At 35.5% G+C, this 17,653-nt stretch carries 14 protein-coding genes and 1 tRNA gene; 9 read left to right on the top strand and 6 right to left on the bottom strand.

Features of this window, described 5'->3' with window-relative positions:
• The first annotated feature begins 26 nt into the window (after window positions 1–26).
• The 4 genes from P177_RS00675 to P177_RS00660 all read left to right on the top strand — a co-directional run bounded on the left by P177_RS00675 (window position 27) and on the right by P177_RS00660 (window position 4,855).
• Entirely contained in the window at window positions 27–248 is a 222-nt protein-coding gene (locus tag P177_RS00675) for a hypothetical protein (protein ID WP_157486404.1), read from the top strand.
• Window positions 249–692: 444 nt separating this feature from the next.
• Complete coding sequence (locus P177_RS00670) at window positions 693–3,059, top strand: outer membrane beta-barrel protein (RefSeq protein WP_084684580.1); 2,367 nt, start codon at window positions 693–695, stop codon at window positions 3,057–3,059.
• 13 nt (window positions 3,060–3,072) lie between these two features.
• Window positions 3,073–4,080, top strand: coding sequence for a sensor histidine kinase (locus tag P177_RS00665; protein ID WP_036150792.1), 1,008 nt, complete (start codon window positions 3,073–3,075; stop codon window positions 4,078–4,080).
• 10 nt (window positions 4,081–4,090) lie between these two features.
• A complete protein-coding gene (locus P177_RS00660; RefSeq protein ID WP_036150789.1) occupies window positions 4,091–4,855 on the top strand; it encodes a LytR/AlgR family response regulator transcription factor in 765 nt (254 codons plus the stop codon).
• An 8-nt stretch (window positions 4,856–4,863) separates the two neighbouring features.
• On the opposite strand, the gene lepA is transcribed toward P177_RS00660, so the two are convergent.
• The gene (gene lepA, locus P177_RS00655) at window positions 4,864–6,660 is read right to left on the bottom strand and encodes a translation elongation factor 4 (protein ID WP_036157537.1); all 1,797 of its coding nucleotides are present in this window, start codon (window positions 6,658–6,660) and stop codon (window positions 4,864–4,866) included.
• A 204-nt stretch (window positions 6,661–6,864) separates the two neighbouring features.
• Between lepA and P177_RS00650 the strand changes: the two genes are divergently transcribed.
• Window positions 6,865–9,267 (top strand): outer membrane beta-barrel family protein, encoded by a 2,403-nt coding sequence (locus P177_RS00650; RefSeq protein ID WP_051941926.1) that lies wholly within the window; start codon window positions 6,865–6,867, stop codon window positions 9,265–9,267.
• Window positions 9,268–9,377: 110 nt separating this feature from the next.
• On the top strand, window positions 9,378–11,777 hold the full coding sequence (locus P177_RS00645; RefSeq protein ID WP_036150784.1) for an outer membrane beta-barrel family protein: 2,400 nt from the start codon (window positions 9,378–9,380) through the stop codon (window positions 11,775–11,777).
• A gap of 6 nt (window positions 11,778–11,783) precedes the next feature.
• Here P177_RS00645 and P177_RS00640 read toward each other — a convergent pair whose 3' ends face one another.
• From P177_RS00640 to P177_RS00630, 3 genes are read right to left on the bottom strand one after another with little or no spacing between them, the layout of a single operon-like run.
• Complete coding sequence (locus P177_RS00640) at window positions 11,784–11,981, bottom strand: hypothetical protein (protein WP_036150782.1); 198 nt, start codon at window positions 11,979–11,981, stop codon at window positions 11,784–11,786.
• On the bottom strand, window positions 11,978–13,372 hold the full coding sequence (locus tag P177_RS00635) for a radical SAM protein (RefSeq protein WP_036150780.1): 1,395 nt from the start codon (window positions 13,370–13,372) through the stop codon (window positions 11,978–11,980). The genes P177_RS00640 and P177_RS00635 overlap by 4 nt, the downstream gene beginning before the upstream one ends.
• Window positions 13,344–14,126: a prolipoprotein diacylglyceryl transferase family protein gene (locus P177_RS00630; RefSeq protein WP_036150778.1), complete on the bottom strand. Its 783-nt coding sequence runs from the start codon at window positions 14,124–14,126 to the stop codon at window positions 13,344–13,346. The genes P177_RS00635 and P177_RS00630 overlap by 29 nt, the downstream gene beginning before the upstream one ends.
• Before the next feature lie 207 nt (window positions 14,127–14,333).
• Between P177_RS00630 and dusB the strand changes: the two genes are divergently transcribed.
• A complete protein-coding gene (gene dusB / locus P177_RS00625) occupies window positions 14,334–15,332 on the top strand; it encodes a tRNA dihydrouridine synthase DusB (RefSeq protein WP_036150776.1) in 999 nt (332 codons plus the stop codon).
• On the opposite strand, the gene P177_RS00620 is transcribed toward dusB, so the two are convergent.
• Window positions 15,329–16,534, bottom strand: a complete 1,206-nt coding sequence (locus tag P177_RS00620; protein WP_036150774.1) for an ABC transporter permease — start codon at window positions 16,532–16,534, stop codon at window positions 15,329–15,331. The genes dusB and P177_RS00620 overlap by 4 nt on opposite strands.
• Window positions 16,535–16,538: 4 nt before the next feature.
• Entirely contained in the window at window positions 16,539–16,931 is a 393-nt protein-coding gene (rbfA, locus tag P177_RS00615; protein WP_036150772.1) for a 30S ribosome-binding factor RbfA, read from the bottom strand.
• A 64-nt stretch (window positions 16,932–16,995) separates the two neighbouring features.
• On the opposite strand from rbfA, the gene mce reads away from it, so the two are divergent.
• Both mce and P177_RS00605 read left to right on the top strand, forming a co-directional pair.
• Window positions 16,996–17,400, top strand: coding sequence for a methylmalonyl-CoA epimerase (mce, locus tag P177_RS00610; protein WP_036150770.1), 405 nt, complete (start codon window positions 16,996–16,998; stop codon window positions 17,398–17,400).
• Window positions 17,401–17,532: 132 nt separating this feature from the next.
• Window positions 17,533–17,606 (top strand) — tRNA-Ile (locus tag P177_RS00605).
• The last annotated feature ends 47 nt before the right edge of the window (window positions 17,607–17,653 follow it).

The following is a 17,653-nucleotide window of genomic DNA, read 5'->3' as shown; positions in this document are numbered from 1 at the left end:
TAGAGCTAACCTTTAAAATGTTGAAAATGAAAAACTTAAAACTAGTAATCTCAGTAACTTTTCTTATGATTTTTACCGTTTCGTGTAATAAAAGCGATGCTAATAATTGTGTAGCTTGTAATGTTGAAGGAGTTGAAATTTGTGAGGAAGAACCAGGAAAAATTAGATTACGTAGCGATGGGGAGGCTATAGGTGAATTGCTAAATCTACCCAGTAATCTTGAATTTAATGATGCCGCTGAGCAATAATGTGCAGAATTTGAAAAAGAGTTTGGTTTATCTGGCGATTGTTATGAATGTTCAGGACCTAATGTAGCAGATTATAATGTATGTAAGGATGGAGACGACATAGTTGTTAACGGAACTATTATAGAGGATTTTGAAGGACAATCTTTAGAAACTGTAATAACTGTATTAGAAAATAACCCAACAGATGAAGAAGTTTTTAGAGAATTGGCTTGCCAAAGAAATTAAATTTTATTTCGTGTGTTACAGTTGTTAATTTTTGACCTAAATATATTAGACTTTAATTAATACGATAGCCCCCAACTGTAACACCAGTTTTTGTTTTCTAAAATCTATATCCAAAAGAATACCCAACTCATCCCTTTTTTATCCCAATTGAGCAGAATTTACTTTATTTAAGCGAGTGCTGACTATAGTTTTATGGTATCAATAATAAAACGATCAGTCATGAAATTTAAATTAACAACTTTAATAGCAGCACTATTCATCACAGCTGTTTCTATTGCACAGAACACCATCAACGGTACTATTACAGACACATTAGAAACACCGCTTTCTTTTGCCAACATCATTCTATACGAAGTGGGAAAAGAAGAAGCGGTTACGGGAGTAATTAGCAATGACAATGGAACTTATGTGTTTGAAAACCTTGCAAATGGCACTTATGTAATAGAAGTATCGGTATTAGGGTTCGAAACCAAAAAATCTGATGAACTACAATTATCAGGATCCAATGTAGTCCTTGATTTTACCTTACAAGAAGAAGCTCAAAACCTAGATGAGGTTGTTGTAAAAAGTAAGAGACCACAAATTAAACAGACCGCGGAAAAACTTATAGTAAATCTTGAAAATTCAGATATGGTGAATACCAATCTTCAGGATGTTGTAAAAAAAGTGCCGGGTATTATATTGACTAATGGTAATGTAAGTTATGCGGGCCAAGGTAATATTAGAATACTTATAAACGGCAAGACTACAGATTATATGGATACGGCTAGCTTGCTCAGAGATTTGCCTGCAGACAATATTTCTAAAGTAGAATTAATACAACAGCCAGGCTCGGAATATGATGCTGAAGGCGCGGGTCCTATATTAAACATCATTTTAAAGAATAATGTAAAACTAGGTACTCATGGTAACGTAAAGCAAATGGTAGGTTATGAGAATAGGTTTGAGTATGCTACAAGTGCATCGGTTGCTAGTTATAAAAACAAACTTAATTGGCAATTGAGCGCAGGGTATAGAAAATCAACTTCTAGAGATGATCTAATACTGTCTCGTAGTGTTTTGGATGACACTTATGAACAGACTTCAAAATCTGCCTTTGATCCAATTATTATTAATGTTGGGGCGGGTCTTGATTATTATATAACAGACAAACATTCAATTGGTGTAAGTGGTAGAATAGTAAACAGTGATTCTGATCGTGTTTCTAATAATAACACGACCATTTCAAACGGTACATCTAACATTATCTTATTAACCGATAATAGTTTCGATAGAAACAGAAATATTAAATCCTTGAACCCGTATTACGAGTTTAAAGACGATAAGAATAAACTTGTACTGGATTATAATTTTGTGGACTACGGTTATGACAATGAAAACAATTTATTTCAAATAGGCACTTCTGAACTACCTTATGATAATAGACGTTACTTTCAAGATGCAGCATACAAGATCAATACGTATAAAGCCGACTATAAAAGAACGGTCAATGAGAGCTTTTCCTGGAATGCAGGCGCTAAATTTTCAGATGTAGAATCAGATAGCGATTTACAGTCTTTTACAGAAGATGATGAAGGTGTATTTCAGTTTCAACCGGCAGAGAGCAACAGGTTCTTGGTAGATGAAACAATACTGGCATTGTATTCTAAATTAAACGTAAAGGTCGATAAATGGAGCTTTTCCGGTGGATTACGTTGGGAAGAAAGTGATACCCGGGGCACTGCAACGACTACGGGAGAAACAAGAACAAGAAAAATATCTAAACTATTTCCAAGTGCAAGCCTAAGCCGAGAAATTACAGAAGAGATCAGTGCTAACCTTGCATACAGTTATAGAATTCGCAGACCGTCTTACAGCTCGCTAAATTCTTTCGTGTATTTCTATGATCCGTTTACTTTTGAAGAAGGAAACCCCAATCTAAAACCTGCTTTTACCAACAGCTATCAGTTTAATTTGACGTATGAGAACCAACCGTTCTTCAACATAAGTTATAGAGAAACCTCAGATCAATTATTTGAAATCATAACCCAGAACGATGCATCTGCCGAGACTTCTAGAACCATGATCAATTTGGCAAAGAACGAAAATTGGAATTTTAGCCTCTTTGCACCCTTAAGTTTTATTAACGGATTAGATGGGTATACCGGTGTAATCGCCAATCATAATCGTTACGCATCAGAAAATCTAGATCCTGAGCTAGATTTGTCTAAATGGAGTATTACTTGGTTTACGAGCGCAGAATATGAATTGCCTTGGGAAATCAATTCGGAAATATCAGGCTATTATACATCTGGCGGATTAGAAGGTATTATTGAATATGAATGGATGGCAGGTATTGATTTAGCCATCAGTAAAAGTTTTCTTGATGATAAATTAAAGGTTAGTTTAGAGTATGAAGAGTTGATTCAAAGACCTTTTACCGGCAGTGTAAGCTATGATAATGTAGATGCAACTATCGTTTCTAATTGGGCCAGAAACAATGTATTTTTACAATTGAACTATAGCTTTGGTTCTAAATTTGGAAAAAGCAATAAGCGAGAGAACGCTTCAAAAGAGGAACAAAACCGTATTAAACAAGACAATTAATACAGCAACGTAAATGAATACGAAACTAAATAAGTCAGACTTCATATTACTGGGTGTTATTATAGGAGTAACATCACTTCTTAATGTTTGGCAGTATTATGTTTATGGCAATGACCCGTTAGAATTTATAGTTGATATTCCAACATATATAGTCATGGCATGCATTGCTATTGGGTTGTTTATGTATTGGTTGTTACCAAATTTCTTATTGAAGAATACAAACTACTTCCTGTTCATTAGCTTAGCTATTGTAATATTGACCGTAACGGGTTTTATAGAAAACCTTGCCGGGTATTGGTCATGTGAAAATGATTACAGAACATACCCGGTTTGGCACAGAGCATTATTAGACGGTCTTTTTGCTGGTGCTGATAATGTTGGTATTCCCTTGGGTATTTTGTTGACCAAGAAGTTTTATGAAAGCCAAACACAGGTTGTAAAAATTCAAAAACAGCAGAAAGAGAATGAGCTTAAGCTTTTACGTTCGCAATTAGATCCTCATTTTCTTTTTAACAATCTAAACACTTTAGATGCTTTAATAGATAGTAATGCTGATAAGGCAAAGGAATATATAAATCGTCTTTCATTAATCTATAGATACTTGATTCAAACAAAAGATGCTGAGGTCATGGAGTTTTCAGAAGAAATGAATTTAGCGGATAATTATATGTTTCTTATTCAAACACGATTTGGGGATGATTATAGTTTTCACATCAATAAGAACAGCGACTTTTCCAATAAATTTTTACCCACCGGTGCTATACAAGCGTTATTGGAAAATGTAATAAAACACAACAAGGCAAGTGGAGAAAATAAAGTACATACCAGTATTGATATTGATGAGAATTGGTTGACAGTGACAAACAACAAATCAAAATTTACAGTCTTAAACGATAGTTTAGGTACAGGTCTTAACAACCTAAAAGCAAGATATAAATTACTCTCAGAAGAGATTCCTAAAATAGAGGATAGTGAAACCGAGTTTAAAATTTCAATTCCTATAATTAAACTAAGTAACTAATGAGAAGCCTATGACACTTTTAATTTTAGAAGATGAAATTCCCGCTTATCAGAAATTATTGAGCCACCTTAAAACGTTTTTTGATAATGATATAACAAATCATTGGGCAAGATCTATTACTGAAGGTAAAACGCTTTTAGAAGCTAATTCGTACGACCTTATCTTGTCAGATATTAAATTGTTAGACGGTATTTCTTTTGATTTATTTAATGCCGTAGAGGTAAGTTGCCCAATCATATTTTGTTCGGCTTATGACGATTATTTATTTCAGGCATTTAATACCAACGGCATTGCATATATCTTAAAACCATACACGAATGCTGATTTCATAAAAGCATTGGAAAAGTATCAATCTCTTTTTAAACAGGGCGACTATGATAGCAAACTAAGCAATGAAACATTAAGTGCATTAAAATCAGCATTGCAAGAAGAGCAGAGCAATTATAAGAAGCGTTTTGTTATCAAGAGACTTAATGGCATACAACTATTGAATACATCTGAAATTGCTATGATAGAAGCCTCTGGAGATTTCTGTATTGCCGTTGACCAAGAAGGCAAACGACACCCCATATCACAAACTATTGGGGGCATAATACAACAACTGCCACCTAAAAAGTTCTTTAGAATAAACCGTAGCGAAATTGTGCATATAGATTTTATAGAACAGATAGAGAGTCACTTTAAAAACCGATTGCTTATTACGGTGAAAGGGTGTAAAGAAAAAGCAATGACCAGTACCTCTACCACTTCCGACTTTAGAAAGTGGTTAGAGTAATCTGATGTTTAGTCGTTCAACTTCAATACCGCCATAAATGCCTCTTGTGGCACCTCTACGTTACCTACTTGACGCATACGTTTTTTACCTTTCTTCTGCTTTTCTAGAAGCTTACGCTTACGCGAAATATCACCACCATAACATTTAGCGGTTACATCTTTACGTAGTGCTTTGGTAGTTTCTCTAGAGATAATTTTTGCACCGATAGCTGCCTGAATAGGAATATCAAACTGTTGTCTTGGTATCAATTCCTTCAGCTTTTCACACATTTTTTTACCAATATGAACAGCATTATCTGCATGAATAAGAGCAGAAAGGGCATCTACCGGTTGTGCGTTTAAAAGAATATCTACACGTACTAATTTAGAGGTACGCATACCTATTGGTGCATAATCAAAAGAAGCATAGCCTTTTGAAACAGTTTTAAGTCGGTCATAGAAATCAAAAACGATTTCTGCCAATGGCATGTCAAAATTAAGTTCAACACGTTCGGTAGTCAAATACGTTTGGTTCGTAATTTGACCTCTTTTCTCAATACACAAAGACATTACATTACCAACAAAGTCAGATTTTGTAATGATAGTGGCTTTAATATAAGGTTCTTCTACACGGTCTATACCAGAAGGGTCTGGTAAATCTGTAGGGTTGTTTACAATAATAGGTGTTTCAGGATCTTTACGAGTATATGCATGATAACTAACGTTGGGTACCGTGGTTATTACCGTCATATTGAACTCTCGCTCTAAACGCTCCTGAATGATTTCCATGTGAAGCATACCTAAGAAACCACATCTAAACCCAAAACCTAGGGCAGCACTACTTTCTGGTGCAAATACAAGAGAGGCATCGTTCAATTGTAATTTTTCCATTGAAGCACGTAATTCTTCAAACTCATCTGTATCAACGGGATAAATCCCTGCAAATACCATTGGTTTTACATCTTCAAATCCTGCAATCGCATTTTTGGTTGGGTTAGCGGCATCAGTAATGGTGTCACCCACTTTTACTTCACGAGCATCTTTAATACCCGTTATTAAATAACCAACATCACCAGCTTTTACGCTCTTTTTAACTTCTTGGTTCAACTTTAAAGTTCCTACCTCATCCGCAAAGTAATCTTTGTCAGTAGCTACGAATTTTATCTTTTGTCCTTTTTTTATTTCACCGTTTATAACTCTAAAGTAAGTTTCAACACCTCTAAAAGGGTTGTAGACAGAATCAAACACCAAAGCTTGCAGCGCTTCATCTGGATTACCGGTAGGAGCAGGAATACGCTCAATAATAGCTGCTAATATTTCTTCAATACCAATACCTGTCTTTGCAGATGCAGGTATAACTTCATCTGCATCGCACCCTAAAAGGTCAACGATATCGTCAGTAACCTCTTCTGGGTTGGCACTAGGTAAATCTACCTTATTTAAAACAGGTATAATTTCTAAATCGTTTTCTAATGCTAAATATAGGTTAGAGATGGTCTGCGCTTGTATGCTCTGAGCCGCATCTACAACTAGCAGGGCACCCTCACAGGCTGCAATGGATCTAGAAACCTCGTAAGAGAAATCTACGTGGCCAGGGGTGTCAATTAAGTTTAAAATATATTGCTCACCTTTATAGGTGTAGTCCATTTGTATGGCATGACTTTTTATAGTGATACCACGCTCCCTTTCAAGATCCATACTGTCCAGTAGCTGTTCTTTTTTCTCTCGATCCGTAACAGATCCGGTAAACTCTAACAGTCTGTCTGCCAAGGTGCTTTTACCATGGTCAATATGTGCAATAATGCAGAAATTTCTAATGTTTTTCATAGCGGTAACAGTAATAATAAAGCTGTTTTGTACCCTGATTCTTGCCAAGGCATTAAAGAGCAATTGCAAATATAATCTAATTTATAGCGCTAAGCTTGAGTGTAGTTACCTATTTATTGTTGTAAAGATTGGTTTGGATTACATATATTGTAAAGGATTACAACGTTTTTTTTACTAGATTTGATTACCAACCCCGAGTCGCCATTGAAACTACTAACAGCTATTTTATTCTTCTGCATAGGTATGTCCCATTTTGGATATAGTCAATCCTTTGAATTAAAAGGAGAGGTTAAAGATCAATACCAAGAACCTATCGCATTTGCTTCCGTGTTTTTGCTGACCGTTACAGATTCAACTTTGGTAAAAGGTACTTCTGCAGATGAAAATGGGGCTTTTTTCTTTTCTGAGGTTGATGAAGGGCTTTATTTCTTAAAGGCATCATATGTTGGTCAAGTCTCTAATAATTTGCCTCTTGAAATTTTAATGGACACTAAAATTGGAGCCTTGATTATAGAACAGGAAGCAGAACAATTAAACGAGGTAACTGTAACCAGTAACAAACCTGTAGTTAAAAGAGAAGTGGATCGTATTGTTTTCAATGTAGAAAACACGGTTATTTCTCAGAACAATTCTTGGGACATTCTTCGTCAAACACCAGGAGTGATTATGATGAATGATGAACTGAAAGTCAGAAATCAAGCCACTACAGTTTATATCAACAATCGTAAAGTGCAATTGTCTTCAGAAGAGGTTAGAAGCCTGTTAGAAAACTACCAAGGAGAGAATATAAAGTCAGTTGAGGTAATACATAATCCGCCAGCAAGTTATGATGCTGAGGGCGGATCAATTTTGAATATCGTTACCAGTAAAAATGTATCCGTTGGTTATAAAGGCAATGTAAATGCGGGGTATACACAAGGGGTCTTTCCAAAGTACAATTTTGGAACATCGCATTTTTATAAAACCAAAAAGTTAAACGTTCATGCCAGTTATAATTTTACACCTAAGAAGGAATTTAAAAATACACTGAACAATACTAATTTTATGGATGATACCGGTATTGTTTCTGTTTGGGATACTGATTTTGATCAAGTAATCCGAAGCAATACACATAGTGCGGGTTTGGCTATAGATTATGATTTTAATGATAACAATACCCTAAGTTTTACAAGTAATGCCCTATTTCAACCAAAAAGGGATGCCGATTTTTTCCAGGAAACTACAATTAAAAATGCATCGGGTGTTTTAGATTCTTTATTTACAACACAGAGTTTGCTGAATGAAAGAAAGAATAATATTTCCGGTGATCTTACATTCAAACATCAATTTAAGGACCAAGGGAACTTAACAGTAAATGCACATTATACAAATTTTGATTTAGATCGAAATCAAGAAGTAAACTCAGATTATTTTCAACCTAGCGGCTCATTTCTTCGCGATTTTAATTTCTCTACTATTGCCAATCAACATATAGAAATAAAGACTGCTCAAATAGATTACACTGATTATTTAGGTAGTGTATTTTTTGAAACAGGGGCAAAAGGTTCTTTTATAGACTCTGAAAGTAAATTAGATTATTTTTTAGAGAATAACGGAACGGAGTTTATATCCAATTTGTCTGATGACTACACCTATGATGAAAGCGTATATGCGGGATACTTTAGTTTATCCAAAGACTGGGAAAAATGGAGCGTAAAAACAGGATTACGTGCAGAACAAACAGAAAGTTCTGGGGTGTCGGTCAATGTATCTAGTATAAATGATCTTAACTATTTTGAACTTTTTCCGTCCTTGTACATACTACATAGTATTAATGAAAATCACAGTTTATCGTTTGATTATGCAAGAAAGGTACAGCGCCCTAGGTATGAAGATTTAAATCCGTTTAGAACATATATTAATGAGCGCACCTTTGAGGAAGGGAACCCTAATTTAACACCAAGCTTTAGTCATAATTTTAATTTGAATTATACGCTGAATCAAGAATACTATTTTGATTTCTATTATAGAGATAATGGCAAGTATATTTCAACTCTTACTTTTCAAGACAATAATGATTTTGTTTTGAGGGATATTACGCAAAATGTACTGGAAAGTACTTCCTATGGGTTCGATTTTACCTATGGAAAATCTATTACCAACAGGTGGTATTTGTATAGCTATATTTCGTTATTTCATGAAGATGAAACATTTATAGCCCTACAGAGCGATGATTATACATTTAAGAATGATTACAACGGGGCATATGTTGACCTTACCAATTACGTGACGCTTTCCAACGATGGTAGTTTTAAGGGAGAATTAGGATTTGTATATTTATCAGGTTGGCTACAAGGTTCTTTCATTCAAGAGGAATCTACCAATCTATCAGTGGGCCTAAGAAAATCTTTTTTAGATAACAGAGCGGTTTTGAGTGTAAGTGCCAATGATTTATTAGGAAACTACAATTCTTATTTATCTTCTAAATATTTAAATCAGGATAACAGTTTTTTTATTAAACCCGAAACTCAATATGTAAAGTTTGGCTTCACGTATAACTTTGGTAATTTCCGCTTAGAAGACAATCAGCGTGATATAGATAAAATAGAGAGAGAACGCCTTGATTAAGGCTAACTGTTTAACTATCAGAACCTTTGTTTTTTATTAAGAAAAATTTAAGAATACTGTAAGATAATTCAATATTACTTTCCTACATTTAGGTGTTTTACGCACACTAAATGACTAGGAATTTTTACTTAACACTACTACTCTGTCTTACGTTTACCCTAGCGTTTGCCCAAGATTTTATTATTAAAGGTGTAGTAGTAGATGAAAATCATAACCCTGTCGTTTTAGCAAATGTAATTTTGTTGACCGGCGAAGGTGAATTCATTAAAGGCACAGTAACAAATGATCAAGGTTTTTATGAATTTAAAGCAGTTTCTTCAGGTACGTATAATATTGTTGCCAGTTATATAGCAAATACTGTTGAGAGCGCTAATATTTCAGTTACAGAAAATATAGAACTGAAACCTCTAATTCTTCAAAGCGCCCAAGAGTTAGACGAAGTGGTTGTAACTCAAAACAAACCGAAATTAGAACAACTGGCGGATCGGCATATTTTTACTGTGGAAAACACTGCAATTTCTGATGGAGATATCTGGAGTGTTCTAAAACGTACTCCTGGTGTAATGGTAATGAATAATCGACTGTACATTAATGGCAGCCCTAATGTTAATGTGATGATCAATGGTAAGCTAGTGAACTTACCAGAAAGTGATATTATTAATTTACTTAGCGGCAGTTCAGCAGGTAATGTACAATCTATAGAAGTAATAACGAGTCCCCCTGCAAAATATAGTGCTGAAGGCGGATTGTTGATTGACATTAAAATGAAGAAAAACCTGGTTGCAGGTTATAATGGTGCTGTTTTTAATAGATATACACAAGGGGTTTTACCAAAACATACTGTAGGTACAGATCACTTTTTTAAAGGTAAAAAAATAGATTTTTCAACAAACTATAGCTTTAGTCATGATAGGGATTGGACCAGGTACTCTGATGTTACCACATTTTTTGAAGACGGACAGGAAAGTGATATTTGGACAGCAGAGCAAAAATCTATTTCTAAGAAAAAAAGTCATAATCTAAACCTTTTTTTAGATGTTGAATTAAATGATAAAAATGCGATTAGTCTTTCTTCCACCTCAAGTTTTTCGCCCAATGGCAACAGCTTATATACTTCTACGACCAATATAGGAAATACAGATGCAGATTTAATAGCGCGTTTAAAAGGGCTCAATATAGTAAACGATGATACCTATAACTCCTCTAACTATTTAGATTGGGTACATAAATTGAGTGATAAAGGAGCAGAAATAGCAACAAATGCACATTATACATATTATGATTTTAAAGAGAGTCAGGAATTAAACAATGCCATTGTAGAGGGTTTTATAGAGAATACTTCTGAGAATACTTTAAATGTAGAATCAGACCAAATCATAAATCTTTTCAGTGCCCAAACAGATCTTACCTTACCATTATCAGAGCATTCTACTATGGAAACTGGTTTAAGGTTTGCCAATATAAACTCAGAAGCAAGTATATTACAGTCAGGCTTCGATGATACCTTTGAAGGTGTCGACCCTACGGAATCTGGTATTTTCAATTACGACGAACAAATTTATGCAGGGTATGTCAGTCTTAGCAACAATTGGGAAAAATGGAAGTTGAATGTAGGTCTTAGAGCAGAATATACAGATACAAAGGGAGATTTAGATGTTTTATCGTTGACGAACACGACTTCTTATTTTGATTTGTTCCCAAACCTGTCAATGTCTTATACAAAAGACAAAAATGCTTTCATGGTAAAATACTACAGGCGAATTACGCGGGCAAGATATAGCAGTATTAACCCTTTTCAATATTACCTATCCGCAAATTCTATCCTTGAGGGAAACCCTAATTTAAAACCAGCTTACCGCACATACGCAGAAGTTGATTATGTGTACGACAAAGACTTTAAGTTTGCCTTATTTACCAGTATAAAATCAGACGAACAAGTACTACAATTTATTCAAGATAATACGACGAATATCCTCAAAGCCCAATATCTAAATTTAGAAACCAATTACAGTTTTGGCGCAGATATAAGTGTGTCTAAATATCTTACGTCATACTGGTACTTTTATTTTTTGGTGAGCCAATCTTATAATCAAAATAAGTTTAATGATATAACAACAGATGCTATTATTGAGAATTCTATTTGGACAACATATGTAAGAGCGAATAACTATTTTACCCTTTTAAAAGACGAATCGCTCTATGCAGATTTAGCTTTTAACTATATTTCTCCGTACGTTAGAGGTAATGCTAGATATAGAGCCTATAGTAAATTAGGTATAAATTTTAGAAAGACTTTTTGGAATAAAGATGCTAGTGTTTCAATAGGAGTAGAAGATATATTTAATAACGGAAATACTTTTTCTACAAGAAACTACCTTGACCAAAATAACGCTACAAGTACTAGGCCTGAAAGTCGATTATTTGTATTCGGTTTTAGATATAAATTCGGGAACACAAAAATCCGTGATAATTCTAAAAGTAAGAATACAGACGAAAATAAGCGATTATAACAATTTCTAAGATAGCATAGCACCGCATATACCAAGGCTTATTAGGCAATACACGCCTGCTAATATCATAAAGACCTTACCCGCTTTTTTCTTTTTATAATAAAACAAAATCGCTCCGATTATGATGAACAATATTGCGGGACCAAACATAATTAGAAACAAAAATGTAGCAAGACCATCAAGATTACCAACTTCTAAAATCATATCATTTCGTTTTGTAGTTCCTTTAATCGTTCAATTTTATCATCTCGGTAAAAGAGGTTCATAGTCTCGAACGGAATAATTTTATAGTCTTTATTTACAATGTGTACACATGATTTTTTAATGGCACGTACATCAAAATTATGGGCATCTATAAATTGCATGATAATGATACGAAATAGGTTGTCATATCCAAGCTCAGGCGCATCAATTTCTGGCAGGCAACACATAATACTCTTTAAGTTTTCAGAAGCTTTTTCAACGGAGTTTCCAGTACTGAACAACTCGATCATTTTACCATGTAGCTGTTCATCTTGCTCATAGATAATGGTGTTTTTTCCTTCGTTTAACAAATCATCAGGATTTATAAAACGCGTTAACGGATTCACTTCATCTCCTAATTTTAAAGCATAAGCCATCACCAAAGCATCAGGGTTACAAGGCACAGGTATTAGGTCATCAGATTCAAAAATGGGAGATTGCTCTAATATTTTTCGTCGCACCTCGGTTAATGTAATACGATTTTCATCTACTTCGAAGTTCTCTAATCGGCCAGCAATCTGTGTGGGTTGAAAAGTAACTCCGCGCACACATTTTTGTTTTAAGGCAAAGTCGATGGTGCTTCCCATTTCATGATCGTTGAGTTCTTTTTGTAAAACAACAACAAGAGTGGTAGAAAGATTTAATTTGTTAAGATGTTCAAGGGCTTGTAAACGAACTTCCGCAAGGTCTGCGCCTCTTAAAGTTTGCAATACTTTGTTGTCCAAAGAATCAAACTGTAAATACACTTCAAAATCTGGAGCATAGGTGGCTAATCGTTTTGCAAATTCAAAATCTTTGGCAATTTTAATTCCGTTGGTGTTCAACATTAAATGCCGAATAGGAAGTGATTTTGCATAATCTAGAATTTCAAAGAACTGCGGGTGTATAGTGGGTTCACCACCGCTCAGCTGCACCACATCTGGTTCTCCTTCATTTTTTACGATGACATCGAGCATTTTTTTTATTTCCTCAAGCGTTCTATGTCTACCATAAGTAGGAGAAGATCCTGCATAACAAGTTGGGCAGGTAAGGTTGCAACGATCGGTAAGTTCAATTACCGTAAGACAAGAATGTTGTTCATGGTCAGGGCAAAGTCCGCAATCATATGGGCAACCATAATGCGTTTCTGTATTGAATGTTTTAGGGTATTCAGAAGCCTTATTATAGTTTCTAATATTCTTGTAATACTCAATATCATCGGCTATAAGCACTTTAGATTTACCATGCTCTTTACAATTTTTGAGCATGTATACCTTATCGTTTTCAAAAACGATTTTGGCATCTACCCGTCGTAAACATTCTGGGCAAAGGCTTAAAGTAAAGTCATAATATGTATAGTTTCTTTCGGACATATGTAATTCCCTGTAGGACGAATTTATAGTAGTAAACCAAACAAATTAAACATAATATTTGAATGCTACTCAGTCCTAATAAATAAAAACTGTTGGGTTTTAAAAACTCGATACAGAAACGAAGGGAAAAGTAACAGACCATAAAGAGCTTAAATAAGTCACCGTTTTTAAAAGTATGATTCGATTTTAGAAGTCTACGGATGATCATAAAAACCACCGTCAAAAATACCACTTCATACAACGCAATAGGATGCCTTTTAATACCGTCTCCTAAGTCCATTCCTGTAAACATTGTTGTTTCCTTCCCATAGGTAAACTCTTTAATACCTGCTAAAAAACAGCCGATTCTACCAATAATAATCCCTAAGATAATAGGTAGGGTAAATAGGTCTCCAGACGAATGCTTCTCCCCTATGATTTTTTTGGCAAGCTCCACACCCAGTAGACCACCAAAGAGTCCGCCCATTATAGTTTTGTTGTTCAGATTGTATAGCCAATCTTCATAAATATGAGCCACAGGATTTTCAAAAAAGGCAACTACGCGTGAGAGAAACAAAGCCCCAAAGACGGCACCTATTATAATAGAAAGCCGGTTGTTAGATGAAATGACATCAGCACTCTTTTTTCTTAGAAAAACATAGTATCGAAATCCAATAAAGAAAGCCAGGTACTCTAGAATAAGATGCATGTTTAACTTTACACCAAACAAAACAGGCTCAAAAGGAAGCGAGACGATAAGAAGTGTATTGTTCATAAAGCAATTGGCAAGAAAATTAAGTAATAAAATGTCAGTCTAAGCGTAGTCGAAGACCTAATTTTGTAACTAATTTACACCCTTTCTACAAACATGTATTTCAGACCTCAGCAATCCACTTCAAAAGGCCACAATTTATACAAAAATGGTAGTAATGCCCTTCCCGTATTTTTATATAACTTTGCAACCCAAAATTAAAATACGCCAGTGCCCAAAATAGGAGACATACAACTGCCTGATTTCCCGTTGCTTTTAGCACCGATGGAAGATGTGAGCGACCCACCATTTAGAGCCCTTTGTAAAGAGCAGGGTGCCGATGTGGTATACACAGAATTTATTTCTTCGGAAGGATTGATTCGTGATGCCGCAAAGAGTGTCATGAAGTTAGATATTTACGAAAAAGAACGCCCTGTAGGTATTCAAATATTTGGTGCCAATCTAGATAGTATGCTGCAATCTGTAGAGATTGTAGAAAAGTCTAAGCCAGATATTATAGATATTAATTTTGGTTGCCCTGTAAAGAAAGTAGTTTCTAGAGGAGCAGGAGCTGGTATTTTGAAAGATATCGATTTAATGGTCTCTTTGACCAAGGCAATGGTAGAACATAGCAATTTGCCCATTACGGTAAAAACTAGACTGGGTTGGGATGATAGCTCTATAAAAATTGTTGAGGTTGCAGAGCGCTTACAAGATGTAGGCTGTGCCGCAATTGCTATTCATGGTAGAACCCGTGCACAAATGTACAAGGGTAGTGCAGATTGGAACCCAATTAGGGATGTCAAGAACAACCCAAGAATGCATATACCCGTATTTGGTAACGGTGATGTAAATTCCCCGGAAACAGCTATGAAAATGCGTGATGAATACGGATTGGATGGCGCTATGATCGGTCGTGCAAGTATTGGTTATCCTTGGATATTTAGGGAAATAAAGCACTTTTTTGAAACAGGAACACACTTAGCGCCACCTACTATGGCAGAGCGTGTAGAAGCTGCTCGACGTCACTTGCAGATGTCAATAGACTGGAAGGGCGAAATATTAGGGGTATTTGAAACCAGAAGGCACTATACCAACTATTTCAAGGGTATCCCCAACTTTAAGGAGTATCGTATGAAAATGGTTACTAGTGATGACTCTGCATCTGTATTTGCTGCTTTTGATGAGGTGTTGCAAAAGTTTGGTGACCACCAATTTACCAACGCTTAAAGGTCTACCAGCTTTTTATTGATACGGCTACTTGCAATTTTAGAAGCAATTACGCCCAATACTAAAATGGTTGCCAGCACTATGACAATGTTGATGAATTCAAACTTTACAGGGTAAGCCAGCGACGGGGTAATTTTCAACCAACTAAACGCAAGTTGAGACCATACAATCAGGACACCTAGTAGCACACCAATTAATCCGCCAAAACCAGTAACTAGAACTCCTTGTACAAAGTAAATTCGGCGCAATTCTTTAATGGTAGTACCAAGGCTGTAAAGTGTTTTAGAATTTTGTTGTTTATCTAAAATCATCATTATAATAGCGCCTACTACATTAAACAGTGCAATGATAAGTACTAAGGTGAAAATGAGATAGGTAGCCACATTTTCAGTATTTAGCATTTTATAAAGCGTACTATTTAATTGCTGTCTATTTTTCAATTGCACGTTAGCACCTAGGATAGACTGAATTTCATCTCGAACCGTAATTGGTTCAACACCTTCATCCATCTTAAAATTAATACCTGAAATGGAAAGCGAATCTTTTTCTAATAAAGCCTGAGTCAATCTTAAATCGGCAAACACATATTTATTATCCAAATCAGCCTCTACGGCATAAACACCGCCAATGACCATAGGTAGTTGATTATAAAGCGATGAAATACTTTGTTGTGAAATAGAGCCTTTACCCGGTTTAAAGGCATAAATCTGCATTGGGCTACGAAACTGATTGATAGTTACCCCTAATATATTGGCAATACCTAAACCTGCCACTACTTGGGTATCATTAATTGTCCAATCGCCAATGTAGAGTGTACTGTCAACACCGGTTACTTTGGTGTAATTACTATCGATACCTTTTATGTATGCAATATGATTTTTACCCCGGTGTTCAAGAGATACCTTTTCTTCTATTTCTTTAGCGTAAAATGCGAGACCGTCAACAGAAAGTAAACGTTGTTCCTGTTCGGGCGTTATGGTAAATATCTTTCCGGTTACTGGAGAAGCCTTTAAGTCCGGATCAAAAGATTCGGTAAATGAAAGGCTAAAAGTTTTTAATCCGGCGAAAGCCGAAAGCACAATAAAAAGTGCTGCAGAACCAATAACTATAACTAAAAAGGTGATAAAATTAATGATGTTGACCGCGTTCTGGGTACTTTTAGAACGCACATACCTTTTAGCGATATAGAGAGGAAAATTCAACCGATCAGCTCTTTTTACGTTTAGGTAACAAATCTCTGTTTTCTATTGGGTTCTCTTCGCGTTTTAACGACTTTTCTATATTCTCTATGTAATCTAAAGAATCATCTAGGTAAAATAACAACTCGGGCACTCTACGCAATTGGTTGCGGGTACGTTGAGAAAGCTCATGTTTAATAAGCGGTTGGTTAGATTTTATACCCTCCATCAATTCGCCCGATTTCTCATTAGGGAAAATGCTTAAGTATATCTTGGCGATAGATAGATCTGTAGTTACTGAAACCTTGGAAACAGAGATAAGCGTATTACGAAGTCCGCCATCAATGGCGGCCTTTTGTAGAATGTCTACAATGTCTTTCTGAATGACCCCAGCTATTTTACGTTGTCTTTGCGTTTCCATACTGCAAAAATACATAGAAATTGTATCTTAACCCCTATATAAGGCACACTGAAGTAAATAAGGAATGAAAAAGATAGAACATTTAGGTATAGCTGTGAAGAACATGGAAGATTCTAATGCGCTTTTTAAGAAATTATTGGGTGTCGCTCCCTATAAACAAGAAGAAGTAGCTTCTGAGGGCGTAATGACTTCTTTCTTTCAAAACGGACCTAATAAGATAGAGCTTTTGGCTGCCACAGAACCAAACGGACCTATAGCCAAATTTTTAGAGAAAAAAGGTGAGGGCATACATCACATAGCTTTTGAGGTAGAAGATATCGTTGCGGAAATGGAACGTTTAAAAAAAGAAGGCTTCACATTATTGAATGAAAAACCCAAGAAAGGAGCTGATAACAAGCTAGTAGCCTTTGTTCATCCAAAGACTGCGAACGGAGTGTTGGTAGAGTTGTGTCAAGAAATTAGAGAGTAAGCATTATTTTGTTTGTGTCAGTTAAAAATAAGTAGTAATATTGCATCCGCAATTTGCGGGTTTTGTAATGCAACTGGTATGAGCACCGGTCTTACTGATTTTAATCAGAATACGTATTTCAAAATTATAACCGGTCCTATAGCTCAGCTGGTTAGAGCACCTGACTCATAATCAGGTGGTCCCTGGTTCGAGTCCAGGTGGGACCACATATAAAACTCCATTAAATCATATGATTTAATGGAGTTTTTTTATT

This window comes from Maribacter forsetii DSM 18668, assembly GCF_000744105.1.
GTDB lineage: Bacteria > Bacteroidota > Bacteroidia > Flavobacteriales > Flavobacteriaceae > Maribacter > Maribacter forsetii.
The sequence above is the reverse complement of the archived record's forward strand: the minus strand, read 5'-3'. Positions and strand labels throughout refer to the sequence as shown.